22 protein-coding genes and 1 rRNA gene are annotated in these 23,493 nt (G+C 49.8%); 13 read left to right on the forward strand and 10 right to left on the reverse strand.

Features of this window, described 5'->3' with window-relative positions; genetic code table 11:
- The 8 genes from EVJ20_RS09130 to dnaA form a co-directional block, all read right to left on the reverse strand.
- Positions 1–64 (reverse strand): 16S ribosomal RNA (locus EVJ20_RS09130); the annotation flags it as partial.
- Positions 65–289: 225 nt separating this feature from the next.
- Complete coding sequence (locus tag EVJ20_RS09135; RefSeq protein WP_131466034.1) at positions 290–1,279, reverse strand: HD-GYP domain-containing protein; 990 nt, start codon at positions 1,277–1,279, stop codon at positions 290–292.
- 61 nt (positions 1,280–1,340) lie between these two features.
- Positions 1,341–3,926 (reverse strand): DNA gyrase subunit A, encoded by a 2,586-nt coding sequence (gyrA, locus tag EVJ20_RS09140; RefSeq protein WP_131466036.1) that lies wholly within the window; start codon positions 3,924–3,926, stop codon positions 1,341–1,343.
- Positions 3,927–3,948: 22 nt separating this feature from the next.
- Positions 3,949–5,877 carry a DNA topoisomerase (ATP-hydrolyzing) subunit B gene (gyrB, locus tag EVJ20_RS09145; RefSeq protein WP_071398677.1) on the reverse strand — a complete coding sequence of 643 codons (1,929 nt, stop codon included), beginning with the start codon at positions 5,875–5,877 and terminating at the stop codon, positions 3,949–3,951.
- 54 nt (positions 5,878–5,931) lie between these two features.
- Positions 5,932–7,050, reverse strand: coding sequence for a DNA replication/repair protein RecF (gene recF / locus EVJ20_RS09150; protein WP_070329327.1), 1,119 nt, complete (start codon positions 7,048–7,050; stop codon positions 5,932–5,934).
- 1 nt (position 7,051) lies between these two features.
- Complete coding sequence (gene yaaA / locus EVJ20_RS09155; protein WP_070329328.1) at positions 7,052–7,267, reverse strand: S4 domain-containing protein YaaA; 216 nt, start codon at positions 7,265–7,267, stop codon at positions 7,052–7,054.
- 134 nt (positions 7,268–7,401) lie between these two features.
- Positions 7,402–8,541, reverse strand: a complete 1,140-nt coding sequence (gene dnaN / locus EVJ20_RS09160; protein WP_070329329.1) for a DNA polymerase III subunit beta — start codon at positions 8,539–8,541, stop codon at positions 7,402–7,404.
- Positions 8,542–8,738: 197 nt separating this feature from the next.
- Positions 8,739–10,112: a chromosomal replication initiator protein DnaA gene (gene dnaA / locus EVJ20_RS09165; protein WP_070329330.1), complete on the reverse strand. Its 1,374-nt coding sequence runs from the start codon at positions 10,110–10,112 to the stop codon at positions 8,739–8,741.
- A gap of 778 nt (positions 10,113–10,890) precedes the next feature.
- On the opposite strand from dnaA, the gene rpmH reads away from it, so the two are divergent.
- From rpmH to EVJ20_RS09185, 4 genes are all read left to right on the forward strand, one after another.
- Positions 10,891–11,025, forward strand: coding sequence for a 50S ribosomal protein L34 (gene rpmH, locus EVJ20_RS09170; RefSeq protein WP_083274156.1), 135 nt, complete (start codon positions 10,891–10,893; stop codon positions 11,023–11,025).
- Positions 11,026–11,182: 157 nt separating this feature from the next.
- Positions 11,183–11,536: a ribonuclease P protein component gene (gene rnpA, locus EVJ20_RS09175; RefSeq protein ID WP_070329331.1), complete on the forward strand. Its 354-nt coding sequence runs from the start codon at positions 11,183–11,185 to the stop codon at positions 11,534–11,536.
- 103 nt (positions 11,537–11,639) lie between these two features.
- Positions 11,640–12,500 (forward strand): membrane protein insertase YidC, encoded by an 861-nt coding sequence (gene yidC / locus EVJ20_RS09180; RefSeq protein ID WP_070329332.1) that lies wholly within the window; start codon positions 11,640–11,642, stop codon positions 12,498–12,500.
- Between the two features lie 119 nt (positions 12,501–12,619).
- A complete protein-coding gene (locus EVJ20_RS09185; protein WP_131457820.1) occupies positions 12,620–13,162 on the forward strand; it encodes an HdeD family acid-resistance protein in 543 nt (180 codons plus the stop codon).
- A gap of 18 nt (positions 13,163–13,180) precedes the next feature.
- Here the strand turns inward: EVJ20_RS09185 and EVJ20_RS09190 are convergent, their stop codons facing one another.
- Positions 13,181–13,933 carry a nucleotidyltransferase domain-containing protein gene (locus tag EVJ20_RS09190; RefSeq protein ID WP_131508000.1) on the reverse strand — a complete coding sequence of 251 codons (753 nt, stop codon included), beginning with the start codon at positions 13,931–13,933 and terminating at the stop codon, positions 13,181–13,183.
- 170 nt (positions 13,934–14,103) lie between these two features.
- Between EVJ20_RS09190 and mnmE the strand changes: the two genes are divergently transcribed.
- The 5 genes from mnmE to EVJ20_RS09215 all read left to right on the forward strand — a co-directional run bounded on the left by mnmE (position 14,104) and on the right by EVJ20_RS09215 (position 19,889).
- On the forward strand, positions 14,104–15,483 hold the full coding sequence (gene mnmE / locus EVJ20_RS09195) for a tRNA uridine-5-carboxymethylaminomethyl(34) synthesis GTPase MnmE (RefSeq protein WP_070329335.1): 1,380 nt from the start codon (positions 14,104–14,106) through the stop codon (positions 15,481–15,483).
- 15 nt (positions 15,484–15,498) lie between these two features.
- Positions 15,499–17,385, forward strand: coding sequence for a tRNA uridine-5-carboxymethylaminomethyl(34) synthesis enzyme MnmG (mnmG, locus tag EVJ20_RS09200; protein ID WP_131508002.1), 1,887 nt, complete (start codon positions 15,499–15,501; stop codon positions 17,383–17,385).
- 4 nt (positions 17,386–17,389) lie between these two features.
- A complete protein-coding gene (gene rsmG, locus EVJ20_RS09205; protein WP_071398682.1) occupies positions 17,390–18,106 on the forward strand; it encodes a 16S rRNA (guanine(527)-N(7))-methyltransferase RsmG in 717 nt (238 codons plus the stop codon).
- Positions 18,107–18,185: 79 nt separating this feature from the next.
- Positions 18,186–19,064, forward strand: coding sequence for a nucleoid occlusion protein (gene noc, locus EVJ20_RS09210; RefSeq protein ID WP_070329337.1), 879 nt, complete (start codon positions 18,186–18,188; stop codon positions 19,062–19,064).
- 42 nt (positions 19,065–19,106) lie between these two features.
- Complete coding sequence (locus EVJ20_RS09215) at positions 19,107–19,889, forward strand: ParB/RepB/Spo0J family partition protein (RefSeq protein ID WP_131490462.1); 783 nt, start codon at positions 19,107–19,109, stop codon at positions 19,887–19,889.
- Here the strand turns inward: EVJ20_RS09215 and yyaC are convergent.
- Positions 19,862–20,488, reverse strand: a complete 627-nt coding sequence (gene yyaC / locus EVJ20_RS09220; protein ID WP_070329339.1) for a spore protease YyaC — start codon at positions 20,486–20,488, stop codon at positions 19,862–19,864. The genes EVJ20_RS09215 and yyaC overlap by 28 nt on opposite strands.
- Positions 20,489–20,658: 170 nt before the next feature.
- Here yyaC and EVJ20_RS09225 point away from each other — a divergent pair, with 170 nt between their 5' ends.
- The 4 genes from EVJ20_RS09225 to rpsF all read left to right on the forward strand — a co-directional run bounded on the left by EVJ20_RS09225 (position 20,659) and on the right by rpsF (position 23,462).
- Positions 20,659–21,597, forward strand: a complete 939-nt coding sequence (locus EVJ20_RS09225) for a mechanosensitive ion channel family protein (protein WP_131466042.1) — start codon at positions 20,659–20,661, stop codon at positions 21,595–21,597.
- The gene (locus tag EVJ20_RS09230; RefSeq protein ID WP_016509068.1) at positions 21,587–21,790 is read left to right on the forward strand and encodes a DUF951 domain-containing protein; all 204 of its coding nucleotides are present in this window, start codon (positions 21,587–21,589) and stop codon (positions 21,788–21,790) included. Before EVJ20_RS09225 ends, EVJ20_RS09230 begins: the two co-directional genes overlap by 11 nt.
- Before the next feature lie 153 nt (positions 21,791–21,943).
- The gene (gene ychF / locus EVJ20_RS09235) at positions 21,944–23,044 is read left to right on the forward strand and encodes a redox-regulated ATPase YchF (RefSeq protein WP_131466044.1); all 1,101 of its coding nucleotides are present in this window, start codon (positions 21,944–21,946) and stop codon (positions 23,042–23,044) included.
- Between the two features lie 130 nt (positions 23,045–23,174).
- Positions 23,175–23,462 carry a 30S ribosomal protein S6 gene (gene rpsF / locus EVJ20_RS09240; RefSeq protein WP_016509090.1) on the forward strand — a complete coding sequence of 96 codons (288 nt, stop codon included), beginning with the start codon at positions 23,175–23,177 and terminating at the stop codon, positions 23,460–23,462.
- Positions 23,463–23,493 lie beyond the last annotated feature (31 nt).

Below are 23,493 nucleotides of genomic sequence, written 5' to 3' on the forward strand. Positions count from 1 at the left end.
CGACTTGCATGTATTAGGCACGCCGCCAGCGTTCGTCCTGAGCCAGGATCAAACTCTCCAAAGAATTTGATATAGCTCTTGAAAATGACGAAGCTTGCGCTTCAATCAAAACTTGTAAAACTTTTTTTGCCTCATCGTTCAGTTTTCAAAGTTCGTCTGTCGCTCTTAACGACTCATTAATAATATCATCTGTAATTATATTCGTCAACTATAAAAATAAAATATTTTAAAAGAATAATATCTAGCGTATTCTTTCAACGGCACTATATAGAAGGAACACGCTAGACGGTCATTGAAAAGCGACGATTCGAACCTCATCAAGTTGAGACAAATCGTACGTTTCTTGCGTTGGTTCAGCGATCACGACCGGTTGTTCCACGCTCGGCGTGTAACCTTGAATCGTTCCTCGCACACCGCTGCTCAGTAAGACAGTCCGTCCTACATCGTAAAAACCGAGCAGTGTAGCTAAAAGCGTCAACGCTTCCCCATCGTATGCCTCATTTTGCCACATATAAAAATAAGCCTCTTCTGCTGTCAACGCTGACCTGAACGTACGTGGGGCTGTCAATTGGCAGAACCGATCAGCGACGATAAACAACGGTGATGCAGGATGGAGGGCTCGTTCTTCTAGCCGATTCGGAAAACCTGACCCGTCTAAGCGTTCATGATGTTCGGCAATCAATTTACCGACCCTGGCTCTAAGTGTCTGATCTTGCGGTAACATCGCAAACGAGACGACCGGGTGCTGATACAACAGCTCTCGTTCCATTTTTGTGAAATAGCGCATGTGGGACCATTTTCGTATTTTAGCGTAGCTCGCATCTGCGAAATAAGAAGCCACGCCATAATCGAATTGAATGCGGTGTTCATCTCCTCGGTATTTCGATAGCGTCTTGGCTACTAAGGCTCGATAAATCGCATGATGAATCACATGATTTTTTCGAAGTGGTTGATTCGTAAAGAACGTGACGATGGCCGATAGCGGATATTCACGTTTAAACAGTTGATGGACGAATTCAAGCGCTTCGTAAGGGTTGGGGGCAATCCGTTCTTCCCATTGATTGTAATGCCGTTCATATTGGAGCACTTTTGCACATAGTTCGATTTCCTCGTCGCGGGTAAGATGGCGACATTCGACCGGAGCGACATCAATCGCTCCCACCTTTAAAAAACGGAGCAAGCGTAAATGTTCGTTTGTCAGTTTCGTTCCTGCCTCTAACGAAGAAACTGACGTCAAAAGCGTCATCCCAACGTGAACGTTTGAAATGGCAAGTCGCATGCTCATCCCTCCTGATTGTATGAAAAAAGGTCGAACGGAAGCACCGTTCAACCTTTTCGCCTTACTCAGTCTCTTCAGACGATGGGCCAACTTCGGGTGCTTCATCAACAAACCCATTCTCCACATCAACTGTCGATTCCTCTTCTAATTCATCTTCTAATTCATCTTTTTTCAGTTTAGCAATTGTCGCCAAGCGGTCGCCATCTTCGATATTCATGACTTTGACACCGCGCGTGCTACGACCCATTTGCGAAATTGTTTGGGCATCGATTCGAATCGCGACACCGAGCTCGGTCATGAGCATGATGTCATCATCTTCATCGACTACGCGCATCCCGACGACAGTTCCGCGGTCTGTCTTGATTCCGATAATTCCAGAACCGCCTCGACCTTGCGTACGGAATTGTTCCATCGCCGTGCGTTTGCCATATCCTTTTTCCGTGATGATGAGCACGTCTTGCGTCGGGCGTACGATTTCCATCGAAACGACTCGATCATCATCTTTCTTCAGTCGAATCGCACGTACACCGCGAGCGGTACGGCCCATCGAACGGACCTCACCTTCGAGCGGGAAGCGAATCGACATCCCTGCGTGTGTCACGATCAACATCTCGTCATCGCTCTTCGCGAGACGTACGGTAACGAGCTCATCGCTATCATTTAAGCTGATGGCACGCAACCCGTTTTTGTTGATGCGAGCATAGGCAGAAAGCGGTGACCGTTTGACAAGTCCGTGCTTCGTGATAAACACGAGTGACAATTGCTCATCAGCCACTTCTTCTTCTTCTGAACCTTCACCAACGTCCTCAACGATGGCTTTGTCCGCCAAATAGCTATTAAAGTCGACCGGGATCATCGTTTCGACCTTCTCACCCTTATCGACTTGGAGCAAGTTGATAATCGGCATCCCTTTCGCGGTTCGGCTCATCTCAGGAATCTCATATCCTTTCAAGCGGAACACGCGACCGAAGTTCGTGAAGAACAAGATCGTATCGTGCGTTGAAGCAGATAAGAGGCGCAATACGAAGTCTTCGTCATTCGTACCCATTCCTTGTTTCCCTCGACCGCCGCGACGTTGTGTGCGATACGAGTCACTCGGAATCGATTTGATGTAGCCTTCGCTCGTCAGTGCGATCATCATGTCCCGAACTGGGATCAAATCCTCATCCTCAAGCTCGATGATGTCGGTACGAATCACGGTACGACGTGCATCGCCGTAACGCTCTTTGATTTCAGTCAACTCATTGCGAATGATTTCGAGAAGGAGTTCCTCGTCCCCCAAAATCGCACGCAATTCTTCGATCAACGTACGGATCTCGCGATACTCGCCTTCGATTTTCTCGCGTTCAAGACCGGTCAACCGTTGGAGACGCATATCGAGAATGGCTTGTGTCTGCTCTGTTGATAGCCCGAAGCGGGTAATCAACTTTTCACGGGCCTCGTCACCGGTCCGCGTGCTGCGGATGATGGCGATGACTTCATCGAGGTGGTCGAGTGCGACACGGAGACCTTCGAGAATATGCGCACGCGCTTCTGCCTTATCGAGGTCGAACTGCGTCCGACGACGAACGACTTCTTTTTGGTGCTCGATGTAATAATAGATCGCTTGTTTCAAGTTGAGCGTTTTCGGACGTCCTCCGACGAGCGCGAGCATGTTCACCCCGAACGTCGTTTGCATCGGCGTCTGTTTATACAAGTTGTTCAAAATGACGCTTGCGTTCGCATCGCGGCGTACCTCGATGACGACGCGCATTCCGTTTCGGTCCGACTCGTCGCGAAGGTCTGTGATGCCCTCGATTTTCTTATCGCGAACTAGGTCAGCAATCTTTTCAACGAGACGTGCCTTGTTCACTTGATACGGAATTTCATGGATGAGGATGCGTTCACGGCCGTTCTTCAACACTTGGATCTCGGCTTTCGCGCGCATCGTGATCGATCCACGACCGGTCTCGTATGCCCGGCGAATACCGCTGCGTCCTAAAATCTCACCAGACGTCGGAAAGTCCGGACCCGGAATGTACTGCATGAGCTCTGAAATCGTGATGTCCGGATTGTGCGTGAGCGCAAGTACGCCATCGATTACTTCGTTCAAGTTATGTGGTGGTACGTTCGTCGCCATCCCGACCGCGATCCCGCTCGTACCATTGACGAGGAAGTTCGGGAAACGGGCCGGCATAACGACTGGTTCTTTCTCTTCACCATCAAAGTTTGCTTGATAGTCAATCGTGTTTTTACCGATATCGCGCACGAGTTCCATCGCGATTTTCGACATCCGGGCTTCCGTGTAACGCATTGCCGCTGCCGAGTCTCCATCGACGGACCCGAAGTTTCCGTGGCCATCGACGAGTTCGTAGCGATAACTAAAATCTTGGGCCATCCGGACCATCGTCTCGTAAACGGCTGAATCACCGTGTGGGTGATATTTACCGATGACGTCCCCGACGACACGGGCAGACTTCTTATGGGGCTTGTCGGCACGAATCCCGAGCTCGTTCATCGCATAAAGGATACGGCGGTGAACCGGCTTGAGACCGTCTCGCACGTCCGGGAGGGCACGCGACACGATGACGCTCATCGCATAGTCCATGAACGACGTCCGCATCTCTTGGCTAATATTTATATCCTTGATATTTTCTTGTTCTGCCATTCGTTATTGCCTACCCTTCTTTTTAAATATCGAGGTTTTTCACGTAGTGTGCGTGTGACTGGATAAAGTCACGGCGCGGCTCGACATTGTCGCCCATGAGCGTCTCAAAGACCTCATCTGCCTCGATGGCGTCTTGAAGGTCGACACGAAGCATCGAGCGAGACTCTGGATTCATCGTCGTGCTCCAGAGTTGTTCCGGGTCCATCTCACCGAGACCCTTGTAGCGCTGTACACTATAGCGCGCGTTCTCAGGAAGTCGTTTGATTGCTTCTTGGAGTTCGCGGTCGTTTTGGACGTAAACAATCTCTTTACCATGTTTTACACCGTAGAGTGGCGGCTGGGCGATGTAGACATAGCCGCTCTCAATAAGTGGCCGCATGTAACGATAGAAGAACGTCAGCAACAGTGTCCGGATGTGGGCACCATCGACGTCGGCATCGGTCATGATGATCAACTTATGGTAACGCGCCTTGCCGAGATCGAATTCGTCGGCGATCCCGGTCCCAAGTGCCGTGATGATTGTCCGGACTTCTTGGTTGGCTAAGATTTTATCGAGTCTTGCTTTCTCGACGTTGATGATCTTACCTCGGATTGGCAAAATCGCTTGGAAATGACGGTCGCGTCCTGACTTGGCTGATCCACCGGCCGAGTCACCCTCGACGATGTACAGTTCAGATTTCGATGCGTCCTTCGATGAACAGTCGGCCAGCTTACCTGGCAACGAGCTGACTTCAAGGATGCCTTTACGGCGTGTCATTTCACGGGCGCGTTTGGCCGCGAGGCGGGCACGGGCTGCCATGAGCCCTTTATCAACGATGAGTCGGCCAACCGACGGGTTCTCAAGCAAGAACTGTTCGAACGTCTCGCTAAAGAGTGAATCTGTCACCGTACGGGCGTCAGCGTTACCGAGCTTCGTCTTCGTCTGTCCCTCGAACTGCGGTGACGGGTGTTTGACCGAGACGATCGCGGTCATCCCTTCACGCACGTCGTCGCCAGAAAGACTACCATCAGCCTCTTTCATCAATCCAAAGCGTTTGGCGTAATCGTTGATCGCCCGTGTCAGTGCCGTTTTGAACCCGGTCTCGTGCGTTCCGCCTTCGTGTGTCGGAATGTTGTTTGTGAACGAGTAAATATTGCTAGAGAACCCTTCGTTGTACTGCAGCGCGATCTCTACTTCGATCCCGTCTTTCGTGCCGTGTACATAAACCGGTTCCTCGTGGATCGAAGACTTCGAACGGTTCAAATGCTCGACGTAAGACTTGATCCCGCCTTCGTAATAATAGTTTCGCTCAATCGTTTCGTCGCCCCGCTCGTCTTTTGCGATGATACGGAGTCCTTTGTTCAAGAAAGCAAGTTCACGCAAGCGCGTTGCGAGAAGATCAAAATCGTATTCGAGTGTTTCGTCGAAGATGTCTCCATCTGGGAAGAAACGAACCGTCGTACCGGTCGTGTCTGTCGTGCCGACAATCTCGAGCTCACCTTGAGGTGCGCCGCGTTTGAACGATTGATAGTAAACGTTACCGTTTCGGCGTACGAACACTTCGAGTTTCTTCGACAAGGCGTTAACGACGGACGCCCCGACTCCGTGCAAACCACCCGACACTTTATATCCACCGCCGCCAAATTTACCTCCGGCGTGGAGAACGGTGAAGATGACTTCGACGGCAGGACGTCCTGTCTTTTTCTGAATGTCGACCGGAATCCCCCGGCCATCATCTTCGACAACGACAGAGTTGCCTGGTTCGACCGTCACGGTAATCGTTTCACAATGACCGGCTAGCGCTTCATCAATCGAGTTGTCGACGACTTCCCACACTAAGTGGTGGAGCCCGCGTGAACTCGTCGAACCGATATACATCCCTGGGCGTTTACGAACGGCTTCTAACCCTTCAAGCACTTGAATCTGATCGGCACCGTAATCTTGCATTTGTTTTTCGTTTTCGTTACTCATCGGTTTCATTCACCTACTATACATGAATTGGTGTTCATAAGGATTGGTCGTACGTTAGACAGATTCCGTCTCAACTTTACCTTGTTTCACGTGAAACAACTTGGCTTGTTGAATCGTTTCGTGAGCAATTCCATCGATATTGGTCGTCGTAATAATCGTTTGGACTTTCTGCCCCATCGTATCAAGCAGATGGGTTTGGCGATGATCATCTAATTCAGATAAGACGTCGTCTAACAACAGCAGCGGATACTCCCCGACCTCTTCGTGGATCAGTTCAATCTCCGCTAGTTTTAACGACAAGGCCGCCGTGCGTTGCTGGCCCTGTGAACCGAACGTTTGGACGTTCCGATCATTAACGTACAATTCGAAGTCGTCGCGATGGGGACCGAACAAGGTCACACCTCTTCTTCGTTCGTTCTCTCTTATTTTATCAAACTTTTGCCGATACGTTTCAAACATCTGTTCTTTCGTGTGACGTTCTTTTTGAAACGTGTCCGAGACGTATTGAATCGTCAACGTTTCTAAGTTCCGAGTGATTCCTGCATGGATCGGTCCGGCCCATTTCTCGAGTTGATCGATAAAATGGTGGCGCCTGGAAACGATTTTGACGGCAAGCTCAATCAGTTGGTCGGTGAGCACTTCGAGCAATGTCTCGTCCCCACCTTTGATCGACAGTTGTTTTAAAAATGCATTCCGTTGCTTCAGTGTTTTCAAATACTGATTCAAGTCATGTAAGTAAATCGGACTGACTTGTCCGATTTCCATATCTAAAAAACGTCTTCGTCCTTGAGGGCTGCCTTTGACGATCGCAAGATCTTCTGGCGCGAACAAGACGACGTTGAACGCTCCGACGTAGTCACTGAGCCGTCGTTGCTCGAGGTGGTTCAGTTTCGCTTTTTTCCCTTTCGGAGAAAAGCTCAGCGACTGTACCGTTTCACCGGTACGTTTATGGATCCGACCCTCGACGATGGCCGTTTCCGCTTCCCATCCGATCAGTTCACGGTCTTGCGTCGTCCGATGCGACTTTGCGAGCGCAAGTACGTAAATCGATTCGAGCAGATTCGTTTTGCCTTGGGCGTTCTCACCGATGAGAACATTCGTCTGTTCTGAAAAATTTAGCTCAAGGGCTTCGTAGTTGCGGTAGTTTTGCAGTCGAATCGACAATAAGTGCACGTTAGTTCCCCTCGATTTGGAAGTCCCCGTAGCCCTCGACTTCAATCTTGTCTCCGTCGCGGAGTTTACGGCCGCGGCGTTGATCGACCTCGCCGTTCACTTTGATCTCAACGTCTTCCAAAAAGAATTTCGCTTGGCCTCCGCTTGAAATAATATCAGCTAATTTTAAAAATTGTCCGAGTGTTACATACTCGGTCGTAATCGACACTTTTTCCATGTCGTCACTTCCTTTCCTTCATACTTTTCACAAAAAATCGCCATACATATTAGTTTATCGAAAAACGTCGAATAAGGCAAAAATAGGGATGATAAGGTGAAACACCTCATCATCCCCGATTCGCTCCATCTTGATTACGATGTGCGGACTGGCAAAATCAACTGAAGGACACTATCTTGTTCGACCGGACGCAAAATGAACGGGCGCATCGAACCTGTGAATTGAACCTCGATTTCCGTCGCATCGAGCGCACGAAGCGCATCCATGACAAATTTCGAGTTGAACGAAATTTTGAGTTCTTCACCTTCGAGCGATAAGATGCTGACCCGCTCGGACACTTTCCCGACTTCAGGCGAGTGTGAAGAGACTTCGACCGTGTTCGCTTCTTCAGCCACGAACTTGATGACATTGTTGCGATCCGAACGTGCCAACAGCGATGCACGATCAATCGCCTGTAAGAAATCTTTCGCATTCAAACGAACTGCAGTCCGATATTCTTCTGGGATCAAGCGAGACGTATCTGGGTACGCTCCATCAAGAAGACGTGAAAAGAACGAAATGTTTTTCAGACGGAATAGAATCTGTTGGTCCGTCAAGACGATTTCAATCGGCAACTCTTCACGGTCAAGTAATTTTGCGAGCTCATTGAGCGAACGACCCGGCACGACGACGTTTTGGAACGTCAAATCGTCATCTGTTTCAAAACGGGCCCGGCGCAGTGCCAACCGATGGCTATCCGTCGCGACGCATGTCAAAAATCCTTTTTCAGCTGAGAAATTCACACCTGTCAGGACTGGACGTGTCTCTTGCGACGAGACGGCAAAGCTTGTTTGGCGAATGATCGTCTTCAACAAATCGGCCGGAAGATAGAATCGGCGGTCGCTCGCTAGTTCAGGGAGACGTGGATACTCGTCTGGGTCGAGTCCGTTCAGATGGAACTCCGCTTGACCTGATTCGATACGCGTCATGAAGTTTGGTGAGACTTCTAGTGTGACTTCGTTCGTCGGGAGCTTCTTGACGATTTCACCAAGGAAACGGGCGTTCAAGACGACGCTACCGGCACGTTGGATTTGGATGAGTTCGATTCCACCCTCTTCGACCGGGATCAATCGTTCGATCGAAATTTCCGTATCACTTCCTGTGAGCGTCAATCCATCTGCATGGGCTTCAAGTTTTAATCCTGTCAAAATTGGGATCGTCGTTCTAGAAGCAACAGCTTTTGATACATCTTGTACGGCTTGCATGAATACATCGCGCTGAATCGTTAAGTGCATGTGGATAATTCCTCCTAAGTGAAATGAGTCATATAGTTTAATAATAATAGTATTATTTAAGTCATAATAGTAATAAGGGCTGTGGATAGTGGGGATAACTCACTTGAACAACTGGTGTTGAGCCAATCTGCCTGTGAATAACATGTGGATAACTCGGCTTGTTTATCCACAGGATATCCACAGGAGGAATGAGACGGTTACGACAACGCCTTCTTCAATGTTTTAATCGTCTCTTGCATCTCCGGATCATGCTTGAGTAACGTGCTAATCTTCTCATGCGCGTGGATAACTGTCGTGTGATCCCGCCCACCGAACTCTTCTCCGATTTTAGGGAGTGAGCTCTCGGTCATCTCGCGTGATAAATACATCGCGATCTGTCTCGGGAAAGCGAGCGTCTTCGTCCGTTTTTTCGCTTTGAGCTCATCGACCTCGATATTAAAGTGATGACCGACGATCTCTTGGATGTCACGGATGACAATCTTCTTCGCCTCTTGCACCGGCATGATGTTGTGGAGCGCTTCGGCAGCGACATCAGGGTCAATCGGCCGGGCGACGAGCTTCGCATAGGCGACGACGCGGGTAAGTGCGCCTTCAAGCTCACGAATGTTCGTGTCGATTTGATTCGCGATGTAGAGCATGACATCATTGGCGATATCAAGCCCTTCAGCTGTCGCTTTCTTCCGTAAAATCGCGATCCGCGTCTCGAGGTCAGGCGGCGTGATATCCGTGATCAGTCCCCATTCGAACCGAGACCGGAGACGATCTTCTAACGTCGGAATCTCTTTAGGCGGCCGATCGCTCGAGATGACGATTTGTTTTTGATCGTTATGGAGCGCATTGAACGTGTGAAAGAACTCTTCTTGCGTCTGTTCTTTCCCGGCCAAGAACTGAATGTCATCTATTAATAGAACATCGATGTTCCGGTAACGGTTACGGAACTCCTCTGTCTTATTGTCGCGGATTGAGTTAATGAACTCGTTTGTAAACTTTTCCGACGAAACGTAGGCGATTCGTGCGCCTGGCTTCTGCCCTTTCACGTAATGACCGATCGCATGCATCAAGTGTGTCTTTCCAAGTCCGACTCCCCCATAGATGAAGAGCGGGTTGTAAGCTCTCGCAGGCGCTTCGGCCACAGCCAGTGAGGCAGCGTGGGCAAACCGGTTGCCCGAACCGATGACGAACGTTTCAAAGATATACTTATCGTTTAATTGACCGAGGTTCCCTTCCTCTTTTGATCGTACTGGAACCGGCTGCTCTCTCGTTTCTGTAGCGGCAATCGCTTCTTTTGATCCCTCTGCAGGAGCATACTTGTGCGCTTGCGACTCCTCGATAAAATGAATCTCAAGTCGATTGTTCGTCACTTCCTCAACCGTATCTTGCAGTAATGACAAGTACTGACGTTCGAGCCAAGTGACAATGAAACTAGCGGGGGCGGATACGACGAGTGTCGTTCCCATCAATGAAATTCCTTCCGTTGACTTCAACCACATGTCAAAGCTAGCTTTTGGTGTTCGTTCTTCTTCGTCGATTAGAGATAAAACATTTCTCCAAATCTCGCGAGCATTTTTCAATGAAAGACCTCCTTTACTCACATATTGGCGAAACTTATTCACATGATATACACATTCACTATTCTTATAGTAGAAACTAGGCTTATCCCCAGGAAACAAAAACTGTGGATAACGTTATCCACAAGGTGTTAACTATGGGGATAACAGTTATCCACAGGCTGTGTATATCTCGGAATTGATGAAATATCATCCACGAGTTGTGCACATTTAGTTTAGCAAAATAAAATAGACGTGGCAACGGTTTTTGACATTTATCCACAGATTTAAAAAACAATCCACAGGCACTTATCCACATGCTGTGGACAGTGTGGATAAGCTGTGGATATGTTGTGGATAAACTTAAAGTGAACGAGCCGTCATGAAAAAGTTATGCACAAAAGAGGGAGAAGGAAAATATCGTATTGTTTTTGTAAGAGAAGAAAGTGGAATTTTAAGAAACCGCACGTTACAATTGTTGAAAAAGATGGAGTTATACACATATAAGTGTGGATAACTAGGTGGATATGTGGATAAAACGGCTTTATTAAGCTATTTGTAAAAGAATGACGGCTCAAATGTAAAGGTTGCGTCTCGTTTAGTCCCCTATTTTATCGATGTCTAGCCTGATCCGTCTAGCTGGGAAGATCAAGTCCATCGCTGCCAACTATTCGTGCCCGATTCGAAAACCTCTTGAAATGCCATTGACAATCGGTAGAACAGTTTATATAATCTTAAAGACTGCCTTAAATGAAACTATAACTTGCTAATAGAGCGTTAACCTTGAGGAGGTGCTTTAACCATGAAACCAACTTTTAATCCTAACAACCGTAAGCGTAAAAAAGTTCACGGATTCCGTTCGCGTATGGCGACTAAAAACGGCCGCAACATTCTTGCAGCTCGTCGTCGTAAAGGCCGCAAAGCCTTGACTGTCTAATAAAGATCAAAAGATTGCCCGGGGAACTGATCCTCGGGCAATCTTTTTTTATCGTCACAGAATCGAACGGAAAAAATCGATTCTCACTCGTTGAAATGAATGGGATATGATATGATGTTAGGTGACGATTTTTGAAGCGAAGGATGGAGTGAGAATTTTGAAAAAAGAATACCGCCTCCAAAAGAATGAAGAGTTCCAAGCGGTGTTTCGCGAAGGACGCTCCGTGGCTAATCGTCAGTTTGTCGTCTACACGCAGAAGGCGGATCAAGCGCATTTCCGGGTTGGACTTTCTGTCAGCAAAAAGTTAGGGAACGCAGTGGAACGAAACCGAATGAAACGATTGATGCGTGAATCGCTCCGCTTGCTCGAACCGAACGTGGCTCCGCATAATTATGTCATCATCGCTCGTAAACCAGCGACGTCGCTCTCGCAAGATGAAGTGACGGAGAGTTTGAAACATGTGTTCAAACGAGCTAAAGTTTGGCAACAGAGACAAGTCGATCGATCATAATAATCCGAGCTCGTTCTTTCATATATAACGCGAACTAATTAGGATTGACCGATAGACGTGTGACGCAACTAAAAGAATCGATACAGAAAGCGTAGGAGGAATTATGAGCAAAAACCTGAAATTAGGATTATTGGCCGTCATGACTGGTGTCATCTTGTTGATGGCCGGATGTGTCGATCCATCGACAATCCAAGGAGAGCCGATCACGGCTGAAACGGAAGGCTTCTGGTCTCAATACTTTGTATGGCCACTAGCATGGTTGTTAAAAGAAGCGGCTTATTTAATCGGCGGCACTTGGCAGTACGGGTATTCGATCATCGTTGCGACGATCATCGTCCGACTCTTGATCTTACCGCTCATGATCAAGCAGACGAAGAGTATGGGTGCGATGCAAGTGTTGCAACCGGAAATGCTCAAGCTTCGTGAGAAGTATAGCTCGAAAGACCAAGAGACACAGCGTAAACTGCAAGAAGAAATGATGAAGATGTATCAAGACTACCAAATCAACCCGCTCGCAGGGTGTTTGCCAATCTTGATTCAAATGCCGATCTTATTCGCATTCTATGATGCGATTCGTCGGACACCTGAAATCTTTGAAGCAAGTTTCCTTTGGTTCGACCTTGGTGCGCCGGATCCGACGTTCATCTTGCCGATCCTTGCTGCGATCTTGACGTACGCCCAACAAAAAATCTCAATGGCGGGGCAAGAACAAAACCCGCAGTTGAAGATGATGCTTTATATCTTCCCGGTCATGATCTTCGTCATGTCGATCACCCTCCCGGCAGCCCTCTCGATGTACTGGGTCGTCGGTTACATCATCTCAATCATCGTGACGATGGCGATCATGTTGCCGATGCGTGAGAAGATGAAAGTTCAAGCTGAAGCGAAAATCGCTGCGAAAGAAGCAGAGCGCGCGGTACTCGCAGAAGAAGAAAAACAGAACAAAAAGAAAAAACGTAAATAAACGTTGAGGCTGTGGATAAATAATCCACAGTCTTTTTTTATGACAAGAGAAGTATTGTGGATAAAATGCGGGAATAGGATTAAGGACCAATCATCTGAATCAAGAAGGGAGCTTTCCGTATGGAGACGCTGATCAAACGGCTTGAACGTTCGACATTAGTCCAAGCCGGTATTTATTTGGTGATCGGGTTACTGATTTTATTCAATCCGCGCTTTTTCTTTGACGTCATCGTTTATCTCGTCGCCGGTTATTTTGCTGTACTCGGTCTTTGGGTGTTGTTCCAAGGTCTTCGCCAACGAAAAGATGGGTTGCCGCCATCCTTCTTTATGGGGATCGTCTATATCTTGATTGCCTTGATCGTCTTTTTCTTCGCTGAAACGTTAGCCAGCCTCTTGCCGCTCTTCATCGGTTTCTTGTTCTTGTTTGGCGGACTCATCCGGCTCATTCAAGCCGTTGGTTTTCGCAAGACGATTGCGAGTCGGTGGATGTTCTTTCTATTGAGCAGCTTGTTGTGGATCGGGATCGGGCTACTCATGCTGGCGAACCCGTTCGACAGCTTACTCGTCTTGTTTCAATTGTTCGGTGGCTTTTTAATTGCCGTCGGTCTCATCGAATTAGTACTCTATTTCACGCTTCGGTCTGCAAGACGCCAGCATGGATGAACGAAGAGCCGCCTGATTTCACAGGCGGCTCTTTTCGCGTTGCAGCAAATTTATGAGAAACGGTCGGATTGTTGCGAACCCTTCGATCGTCTCCAAAAATCGACGCTCCTCCTCTAGGCGAGCGACATACAGTCGCGCTGCCGTGGCATGTTTTGTCGGGGTCATCGTCTCATACCACGAACGCAAATCAATGTGGGCACGTGCAGCCACGTCTTTCAACCCGAGGACGCTACGATGCGGCTCGTAATGGGCTGCAAGGACGTAGGCGAAATGGTTCATCCCTTGGCGCAACATCTCGACGGCCCAAATGTCGTTTCCGCGGTCGCGTGCTTTCGTATATTGAAAGAAAAACCAAATCGTATCGAAGGCGTGCCCGTATAAGTCATCTGTAGCCAAGGTGAGCGAACGGGGATGATGTTCAAGCCGGTTGCCGGGGTCGAACAGCACCATAATTTCGTCGTGTCCGTTCAACGTCTCCGACGTGACGGTGAACAAGTCGACGTGTAAGAAGTCATCGTAGACGACAATCAGTTGCGGGGCGACGATGAAGATATCGTCTTCGAGCAAGATTGGACGGTACGCCGACAAGTGCTGGCGCCGTCGGCTTAAAAAGTCAGCGACCTTCTCCGGGGCGACCATGACATAAAGGTCGACGTCCGAATGTTCATCGCCTTCCCCGCGTCCAAACGATCCTTTAAGAAAAATCGCTTGAACGGCTTCGTCTTGCTGTAACACGTCCGTCAGTTTAGAAATGGCCTCACGTTGTCTCATTCCGTCGTGCCTCCTTTGGAAATATATTCCGCTATTGTACAAAAGTAAAAGCTGAAAAAGCAACTCGTGATGGAAAGGTCGGACCCTTTCGTTCGAGCTAAATATCGTGTATAGTAGGTGCGTTATGCATATGATAGATAAAGATGTTTGAAGTATGGGAGGGGAAGATTATGCTAGAGTTTGACACGATTACAGCCATTTCGACGCCGATGGGTGAAGGGGCAATCGGGATCGTCCGTTTGTCCGGTGACAAGGCTGTCGAGACGACGGCGAACGTGTTCGCGGGCAAAGACTTGACGGAAGTGGACTCGCACACGATTCATTACGGAAAACTGAAACGGCCTGGCACAGACGAGGTCATCGATGAAGTGATGGTCAGCGTCATGCGAGCGCCGAAGACGTTCACGCGAGAAGACGTCGTCGAAATCAACTGTCACGGAGGAATCGTCGCGGTCAATCGTGTCCTCGAGCTGATCCTCGAACAACCGAACATTCGATTGGCAGAACCAGGCGAGTTCACGAAGCGCGCCTTTTTGAATGGCCGCATCGACTTGTCACAAGCGGAAGCGGTCATGGATTTGATTCGGGCGAAGACCGACCGCGCCATGACCGTGGCGATGTCACAGATGGAAGGTCGTTTGTCGCGGCTCGTCCGCGATTTGCGTCAACTGTTGCTTGAAACGATCGCAGCCGTCGAGGTCAATATCGATTACCCAGAGTACGATGCTGAAGAGATGACGCAAGCGATCGTTGAAGAGAAGGCGGGCGAAGTGAAACGTGTGCTCGAACAACTGCTCGAAACGGCTCGCCAAGGAAAGATTTTGCGCGAAGGTCTCGCGACAGCGATCATCGGACGGCCGAACGTCGGCAAGTCCTCGCTGTTGAACACGCTCGTCCAGGAAACGAAGGCGATCGTCACGGAAATCGCGGGAACGACGCGCGACACGATCGAAGAGTACGTGAACGTCAAAGGCGTTCCGCTCAAGCTGATCGATACGGCCGGGATTCGCGAGACGGAAGACATCGTCGAACGGATCGGTGTTGAAAAATCGCGGAAGGCGCTTGCGGGCGCCGATCTCATCTTGCTCGTCTTGAACGGTCATGAGGGCTTGACGGTCGAAGATGAGGCGCTATTCGAGGCGATTGCCGGCATGAACGCAATCATCATCATCAACAAGACGGACTTGCCACAAAACATGGATTCTTCTAAGCTAGAGAAATTAGCGGCAGGGCGCCCGATTGTGGCTACATCGCTATTATTGGAAGAAGGGATCGATGCGCTTGAAAAGGCGATTTCGAACTTGTTCTTCGCCAAAGGCGTCGAGTCGCAAGATATGACATATATCTCGAACGCACGACACATTCAACTCATTAAACGGACGATCGAGCAAATCGATGAGGCGCTCGGTAGCGCCGGCATGAACATGCCGATTGACATGGTCCAAATTGATTTACGTCGGGCGTGGGATACGCTCGGGGAAATCAATGGGGACACGGTCCAGGAAAGTTTGATCGATCAACTGTTTTCACAGTTTTGTCTTGGGAAATAAGAAGGAGGAAACACTATGGCTTACACGGCAGGCGAGTTTGACGTCATCGTCATCGGAGCCGGTCACGCGGGGATCGAAGCGGCACTTGCGTCGGCGCGCATGGGCGCGAAGACAGCGATGCTCACGATGAACCCGGACATGGTCGGGTTTATGTATTGCAATCCGTCGATCGGAGGTCCCGCTAAAGGGATCGTCGTTCGTGAAATCGATGCCCTCGGAGGCGAGATGGCGAAAGCGATTGACGCGACATATATTCAAATGAAAATGCTCAACACATCAAAAGGTCCAGCGGTGCGTGCGTTACGGGCGCAAGCGGACAAATTCCAATATCAAAATCACATGAAGAAAGTACTTGAAGACGAGCCGAACCTGTTGCTTCGTCAAGCACTCGTCGAGCGACTCATCGTCGAAGACGGGCAAGTGCGCGGCGTCATCACGAACACAGGCTCGGAGTATCGGGCGAACGCGGTCATCGTCACGACCGGTACGTTCATGCGCGGACAGATCATCATCGGAGAACTGTCTTATGAGAGCGGTCCGAACAACCAAATGCCTTCTGTCGAGTTGTCGAAGCATCTCGAAGAACTCGGGCTTGAACTTGTTCGTTTCAAGACGGGTACGCCGCCGCGAATCGACGGGAAGACGATCGATTATTCAAAAACGGAGATTCAGCCGGGGGACGAGAACCCGTCGCTCTTCTCTTACACGTCGACCGATCTCAATCCGATCGAACAGATCCCATGCTGGCTCACGTATACGAGCGAGCGGACGCACCAGTTGATCGACGAGAACTTGCATCGTTCGCCGATGTATTCGGGCGCGATCAAAGGGACAGGGCCACGCTACTGTCCGTCGATTGAAGATAAAGTCGTTCGTTTCAACGACAAGCCGCGTCATCAAATCTTCCTCGAGCCAGAAGGCCGCGACACGGAAGAAATCTACGTCCAAGGCTTCTCGACGAGCATGCCGGAAGACGTTCAGCACCAGATGCTCCGGACAATCCCGGGTCTTGAGAACTCAGAGATGATGCGCCCCGGTTACGCGATCGAATACGACGCGGTCGTACCGACGCAACTTTGGCCGACACTCGAGACGAAGACGGTCAGCGGTCTGTTCACGGCTGGGCAGATCAACGGGACGAGCGGATACGAGGAGGCAGCCGGGCAAGGTATCATGGCCGGTATGAACGCCGCCTGCAAAGTGCTCGGGAAAGACCCGGTCATCTTGGACCGGTCGCAAGCGTATATCGGTGTCTTGATCGACGACCTCGTGACGAAAGGGACGAACGAGCCGTACCGTCTGCTGACGTCACGTGCCGAATATCGCTTGCTCCTTCGCCACGATAACGCCGATCTTCGCCTCAGCGACATCGGACACGAAGTCGGTTTGTTGTCGGCTGAGCGCCATGCACATCTTGAAGACAAACGTACAGCCATCGCTGCGGAAGTGAAGCGGCTCCAGTCGCTCGTGATCAAACCGTCTGCTGAAGTGAATGCGATTTTGGAAGAAGTCGGGGCGAACCCGCTCAAAGAAGCAGCACATGCCAACATCTTGTTGAAGCGGCCCGAAGTGACGTACGCGACGCTGACGCGGTTTGCACCGGCTCCGGTCGAAGTGCCGTTCGAAGTAGCTGAACAAGTCGAGATTCAAGTGAAATATGAAGGCTACATCTTGAAACAGCTCGAGCAAGTCGAAAAAATGCGTCGTATGGAAGAGAAGCGCATCCCTGAGAAGCTCGACTATGACGCGATCAGTGGTCTTGCGACGGAAGCGCAACAAAAATTGAAACAAGTTCGTCCGCTCTCGATTGGACAAGCGTCACGTATTTCTGGGGTGAACCCGGCCGACGTATCGATTCTTCTTGTCTATATCGAGCAGGGACAATACGCAACGGTGGAGTGAAACGATGAATCAATCCCAATTTATTGAAGCCTTACAGGCAGAAGGGTTCGAACTGAGCGAGAAACAACTCGCCCAGTTCGAACGGTATTTCGAGATGCTCGTCGAATGGAACGAGAAGATGAATTTGACGGCAATCACGGATAAAGAAGAAGTATATTTGAAGCATTTCTACGATTCGCTGAGCGCTGCGTTTCATTTCGACTTCACGACCGTCGAGACGGTATGTGACGTCGGCGCCGGGGCAGGATTCCCGAGCTTACCGCTCAAAATCTTGTTCCCGCACTTACATGTGACGATTGTCGATTCGCTCAACAAGCGCATCACGTTCTTGAACGAACTCGCCCTCGCTCTCGAGCTAGATGGCGTCGCGTTCCACCACGGACGCGCCGAAGAGTTCGGGAAAAATAAAAAATTCCGTGAGCAATTTGATGTCGTGACGGCCCGTGCCGTCGCGCGGATGACGGTGCTCGCCGAGTACTGTCTACCGCTCGCAAAAGTCGGCGGAACGTTCGTGGCGCTCAAGGCCGCGAAAGTTTCCGACGAACTTGTGGACGCGAAGAATGCCTTGGCGGTGCTCGGTGGGAAAGTAAAAGCGACACACCAGTTCCTATTGCCAGGAGAGATGAGTGAGCGTAATATCGTAATTGTAGATAAATTACGTAAAACGCCCGGGAAATATCCGCGTAAAGCGGGAACGCCGGCGAAAGAGCCGCTAATCTGAGTATTCTTGTTTCACGTGAAACTAAAAGCAGATTCCAGTGGTGGAATCTGCTTATTTTTTACATAAAGGGGTGCCGACGTTGAAGAAAACATTTGCTAAACTGTTCGGAAGTCGTCAAGAAGTGGCCGTCACGGAAATGACGCAAGTTAAACCGAACGACACGGTCCAAGAAATCGCTTTAGCATTACTTCTTCCAAACCGTTATCAACCGCGTAAAGTATTTGAACCGGCTAAGATTGAAGAGTTGGCCGTCACGATCGAAGAGCACGGATTGCTTCAGCCGATCGTTGTTCGTAAGGCGGAAGGGGACCGCTATGAGATCATCGCTGGGGAGCGTCGTTTTCGTGCGGTCAAATCGTTAGGATGGTCCGTCATTCCGGCTATCGTCCGTGACATGGATGACGATACAACGGCCGCCTTGGCGCTCATCGAAAACTTACAACGCGAACAGCTTAGCCCGATTGAAGAAGCGGAAGCGTATGACCGGTTGTTGTCGATGAAACAGTTGACGCAAGACGCGCTCGCGAAGAGCCTTGGTAAGAGCCAGTCGACAATCGCGAACAAGTTACGCCTCTTGAAGCTGCCGAACGACGTCAAACAATGTTTACGTGACCGTCAAATCAACGAACGACATGCCCGGGCGCTCTTGCCGCTCAAAGAAGAGTTGCTGCAAATTCAAGTACTCACGGAGATCCTTGAAGAAGACTATAACGTCAAAGAGACGGAACAGCGTGTCGCGTTCTTGACGACACCGATCGAAGAAGAAAAACGGAAACCGAAGAAGCAACGCCGGCGGACGAAAAGTTTTGCCCGAGACACTCGAATCGCGATCAACACGATCCGTGACTCGATTGATTTGATCGGGAAAACCGGTATCGAAGTTCAAACCGAAGAAGTCGATGAAGAAGAGTTTGTTGAAATTCGAATCCGAATCCCAAAAGCGCGGCCACAAAAGTGAGCTCGTGCTTTTTTTATAAATCATGAACAAGGAGGCGTCACGATGGAAAAGTTAGCGCTCAAATTTATCCGTCCCAACCCGAACCAACCAAGGAAGCAATTCGAAGCCGAGAAGCTAGAAGAGTTGCGACAATCGATTGAACGGTACGGTGTCTTACAGCCCATCGTCGTCCGTAAGGCGAGCGGCTATTATGAGATCATCGCTGGGGAGCGGCGCTATCAGGCGGCGCGGCTTGCCGGGAAGGAAGACATTCCGGCGCTCGTCGTTACGGCCGACTCGGATCGGGTCATGGAGCTCGCGCTAATCGAGAACATCCAACGGGCTGATTTGAACGCGATCGAAGAAGCGCTCGCCTATGAGCAACTCATGCAGACATTAGGGCTGACGCAACAACAGCTCGCCGCACGTGTCGGGAAGAGCCGGAGCCATGTGACGAACAGCCTCCGGCTCCTGAGACTGCCGAGCGCGGTCCAACACGCGGTCATGGTCGGAGAACTGACGATGGGTCATGCCCGTGCCATCACCGGCATGAAGTCGGAGGCGGCGATGGAACAAATCGCGCGACGTGTCATTGCTGAGCAGTGGACGGTCCGCCGGCTCGAGCGCCATTTGCAAAAAGAGCGCACAGAAAAAAAGACGCTCAAACGCTCAGACTCAGACGTCGAAGCCGTCGAGGCCGTGCTTGCGGAACGTCTTCAAATGGATGTCTCGATTCGGTCACGTCGAAAAGGCGGCGTCCTCGAGTTGAAATATTTTTCGCAGGAAGACTTGGAACATTTGTTGACGCTGTTGTCACCTCAAGATTTTGATTCGTCACGTGATTGACGAAGTCTTGTGAACGCAGCCTCTTCATGGTGGATGTTTCCGATTCGCGAATCGAATTCGACGAATCCGGCGGTGACGAAGCGCGCCAGTTCGTAAACGAGGTGGAGACGCGTGTTTTGTAGAATCATCATCTCCATGAAGCCGCTCACGTTGACGACCGCCTTGATGTTGTATTCGCCGACCGAGGGGAGTTCTTTTTGAACGCCAGCGCCCGGTGCGAGCGGGCCTTCCGAGAAGAAGACGTAACCTACGCTCGATAAGCGGCCGAGGCAGGCATCGATGGCGATGATGAGCGGACGGTGAAAGCGTGTCTGAATCTCATGGAGTGTTTCTACTAGGTTTAATGCGTGGACCGGTTTCGTGAGTGTCCCGTAGACGTGCAAGTTCCGAACCATTTTTTCCTCGAGAAACGTACCGACGAGGGGACCGAGCGAATCTCCGGTCGAACGGTCGGATCCGATGCAGACGAGAACGATCGGACGGTGTGTCTCGCTCGCCAACTGTTCGTGAAGCTGGTCAGCAAAAAGTTTGGATCCACTCCGTTCAGTATGTTCGATGAAGAAAGAGTATGGTTTATGAGGTTTTAGGCGAAACGGCATGAATCTCATCCTCTCTTCTAAGCTGTTTGTGATCTAGTTGCATTTGCGGAAGGATATCGTATTAACCCATTCCCGGAACAAGGAAACTTATAACGTCCGGATGTAGGGTTTGAGAAAAGTCATCAATTGTGGTTTGATGGGTTAGAATATATGACTTTAGAGGTGACAACATGGCTTCACAGAATACAGAAACAGATTTAAGTACGGTGGCCGACGAGACGATTAATAACGTCAACCGCTTCGTCGCGTATTTTCAAGATACAGAGATGTGGATCGCCCTTGGGATTAAGCTGACCGGGGTCGTGCTCATCATCGTGGCGTTGTATGCGGCGACAAGAATATTGACGTCGATGGTCCAGCGCGTTTTCACGTTACGTAAAATCCATGAAGATAACATCGTGGCGCAACGACAAAATGAAACGCTTTTGAAACTGGCGCAAAACACGATCCGTTATGTGATCGGGCTCATTATGATTTTGACCGTACTCGGTCAATTCGGGGTCAATATCGCTGGTTTGATCGCATCGGCCGGGGTCGCGGGTCTCGCCATCTCGTTCGGTGCCCAAAACTTGGTCAAAGACGTCATCACAGGCGCGTTCATTATTTTTGAGAACCAGTACAAGAACGGGGACTATGTGAACTTGAACCAACAAGTCGACGGGACCGTCATTGAAGTCGGCATCCGGACGACGAAACTTAGAGGATTGAACGGACAAGTGACGATCATTCCGAACGGTCAAATCATGCAAGTGACGAACTACTCGCTTGAGAACAGCGTCGCTGTCGTCGATATCGGGGTCGCTTATGAGGAAGAGGTAGAAGGGGTCGAAAAAGCGCTGAAAGAAATCGCGAAAGCGGTCGAGGAAAAGTATTACGATCTGTTCATCGAACCGATCACACTCGCAGGCGTGCAGTCGCTCGGACCGTCGGAAGTCGTGTACCGTCTCATGGCCGAAGTGCCGCCGACGCAACATTTCGCGGCAGGCCGGATTTTGCATAAAGAGTTGAAGGCCGGACTTGATGAGCGCGGGATTGAAATTCCATATCCACGCACGGTCATGATGCCTCCAACCACTTCGACTAAAGGAGCGCCCGAAAATGCAGGCTAAATCGTATGAGTTAAACGATTTTGTAGAGATGAAGAAACCACACGCTTGTCAGACGAACCGTTGGCAAGTCACACGGGTCGGGATGGACATCAGAATCAAATGTCAAGGCTGCGGAGCGAGCGTCTTAATGCCGCGACGTGACTTTGACAAACGTTTGAAAAAAGTGCTTAAACAAGAGAACGCCGCTGAATAAGTGGCGTTCTTCTCTATGTTGCAACCGTGAGTTGCGGTTTAATCGAGGACTATCTATAATTGTGAAGGATGTGACGGTGTGGTGTACTGAACGTACCCACTCCACAGACGGATCAACATTTCCCGGGAAACGCCGGATGAGGAGGAAATATAAGTGGGATTAACAGCAGGAATCGTCGGGTTACCGAACGTCGGGAAATCGACATTATTTAACGCTATCACGCAAGCAGGTGTAGAAGCGGCCAACTATCCGTTTGCTACAATCGACCCGAACGTCGGAGTCGTCGAAGTACCGGACACACGTCTGGACCGGTTGACGGAACTCGTCAAACCGAAGAAGACGGTACCGACAGCGTTCGAATTTACAGATATCGCTGGAATCGTCAAAGGAGCATCAAAAGGAGAAGGGCTCGGGAACAAGTTCCTAGCCAACATCCGTGAAGTGGACGCGATTTGCCAAGTCGTCCGTTGTTTTGAAGATGACAACATCACCCACGTCGCCGGTAAAGTATCGCCGATCGATGACATCACGACAATCAACCTCGAGCTCATCTTGGCGGACCTCGAACTTGTCGACAAGCGCATCACGCGCGTTCAAAAAATGGTGAAGTCAAAAGATAAAGGGGCCGCCCAAGAACTTGAAGCACTCGAGATTGTCCAAGCGGTCCTCGAATCAGAGCGCCCGGCCCGTGTAGCCGAATTGACGGAAGACCAACTCGCGATCGTCAAACACTTCCAACTGTTGACGATGAAACCGATGCTTTACGTCGCGAACGTGAGCGAAGACGAAGTCGCAGACTCGGACAACAACAAGTACGTGCAAGCCGTACGTGAACACGCCGCGACGGAAGATGCGAAAGTGATCGTCATCTGCGCGCGCATCGAGGAAGAAATTTCTGAGCTTGAGCCAGAAGAGCGCCTTGAGTTCTTACAAGACCTCGGGATTGAAGAGTCTGGCCTCGATCAGCTGATCCATGCCGCGTACTCGACGCTAGGTCTCGCCACATACTTCACGGCAGGTGAGAAAGAAGTCCGTGCTTGGACGTTCAAACAAGGGATGAAGGCTCCTCAGTGTGCCGGCGTCATCCATTCGGATTTTGAGCGCGGATTCATCCGGGCAGAAGTCGTCTCGTACGAAGACTTGTCGGCTGCCGGCAACATGGCACTCGTCAAAGAGCAAGGCAAGTTGCGTTCAGAAGGTAAAGAATATGTGTTCGAAGATGGCGACGTAGTCACGTTCCGCTTCAATGTTTAAGACATTTCCTTGAAACGTATTGTAAAATGTGAATAAGTTTGATAGTATATTATGACGTGAGTAAAACAATTGTTTGCTCCTTGCTCCTGCAACCGGTAGGAGCCGCTAGTCCAAGAGGAGGTGAAAGATAATGCGTAAATATGAACTACTTTACATTATCCGTCCATCAGTTGATGAGGAAGCTAAAAAAGCGTTGGTTGAACGTTTTAACAACGTCATCACTGAAAACGGAGGTACTGTTGAAAAAACAACAGATATGGGTAAACGTCGTTTCGCTTACGAGATCAACAAAATGCGCGAAGGATACTATGTTCTTCTTAGCATCACTGCTGAACCTAAAGCGATCCAAGAAACAGAGCGTCTCATGAAGATCTCTGATGACGTTGTCCGTCAAATGACAACTAAAGATGAGCGTTGATTCTTGACGCTTCATATTGTGAAAGGGGAGC

The sequence above is a fragment of the Exiguobacterium sp. SH0S1 genome (assembly GCF_004337165.1).
GTDB lineage: Bacteria > Bacillota > Bacilli > Exiguobacteriales > Exiguobacteriaceae > Exiguobacterium > Exiguobacterium aurantiacum_A.

Coding starts and splice junctions, on each gene's coding strand:
- mnmE (WP_070329335.1), top strand. CDS start 14,104: ATGCTAGAGTTTGACACGATTACAGCCATTTCGACGCCGATGGGTGAA.
- rpmH (WP_083274156.1), top strand. CDS start 10,891: ATGAAACCAACTTTTAATCCTAACAACCGTAAGCGTAAAAAAGTTCAC.
- yidC (WP_070329332.1), top strand. CDS start 11,640: ATGAGCAAAAACCTGAAATTAGGATTATTGGCCGTCATGACTGGTGTC.
- gyrA (WP_131466036.1), bottom strand. CDS start 3,926: ATGGCAGAACAAGAAAATATCAAGGATATAAATATTAGCCAAGAGATG.
- EVJ20_RS09225 (WP_131466042.1), top strand. CDS start 20,659: ATGGCTTCACAGAATACAGAAACAGATTTAAGTACGGTGGCCGACGAG.
- EVJ20_RS09185 (WP_131457820.1), top strand. CDS start 12,620: ATGGAGACGCTGATCAAACGGCTTGAACGTTCGACATTAGTCCAAGCC.
- EVJ20_RS09135 (WP_131466034.1), bottom strand. CDS start 1,279: ATGCGACTTGCCATTTCAAACGTTCACGTTGGGATGACGCTTTTGACG.
- yyaC (WP_070329339.1), bottom strand. CDS start 20,488: ATGCCGTTTCGCCTAAAACCTCATAAACCATACTCTTTCTTCATCGAA.
- rpsF (WP_016509090.1), top strand. CDS start 23,175: ATGCGTAAATATGAACTACTTTACATTATCCGTCCATCAGTTGATGAG.
- EVJ20_RS09230 (WP_016509068.1), top strand. CDS start 21,587: ATGCAGGCTAAATCGTATGAGTTAAACGATTTTGTAGAGATGAAGAAA.
- EVJ20_RS09215 (WP_131490462.1), top strand. CDS start 19,107: ATGGAAAAGTTAGCGCTCAAATTTATCCGTCCCAACCCGAACCAACCA.
- EVJ20_RS09190 (WP_131508000.1), bottom strand. CDS start 13,933: ATGAGACAACGTGAGGCCATTTCTAAACTGACGGACGTGTTACAGCAA.
- rsmG (WP_071398682.1), top strand. CDS start 17,390: ATGAATCAATCCCAATTTATTGAAGCCTTACAGGCAGAAGGGTTCGAA.
- yaaA (WP_070329328.1), bottom strand. CDS start 7,267: ATGGAAAAAGTGTCGATTACGACCGAGTATGTAACACTCGGACAATTT.
- mnmG (WP_131508002.1), top strand. CDS start 15,499: ATGGCTTACACGGCAGGCGAGTTTGACGTCATCGTCATCGGAGCCGGT.
- gyrB (WP_071398677.1), bottom strand. CDS start 5,877: ATGAGTAACGAAAACGAAAAACAAATGCAAGATTACGGTGCCGATCAG.
- dnaN (WP_070329329.1), bottom strand. CDS start 8,541: ATGCACTTAACGATTCAGCGCGATGTATTCATGCAAGCCGTACAAGAT.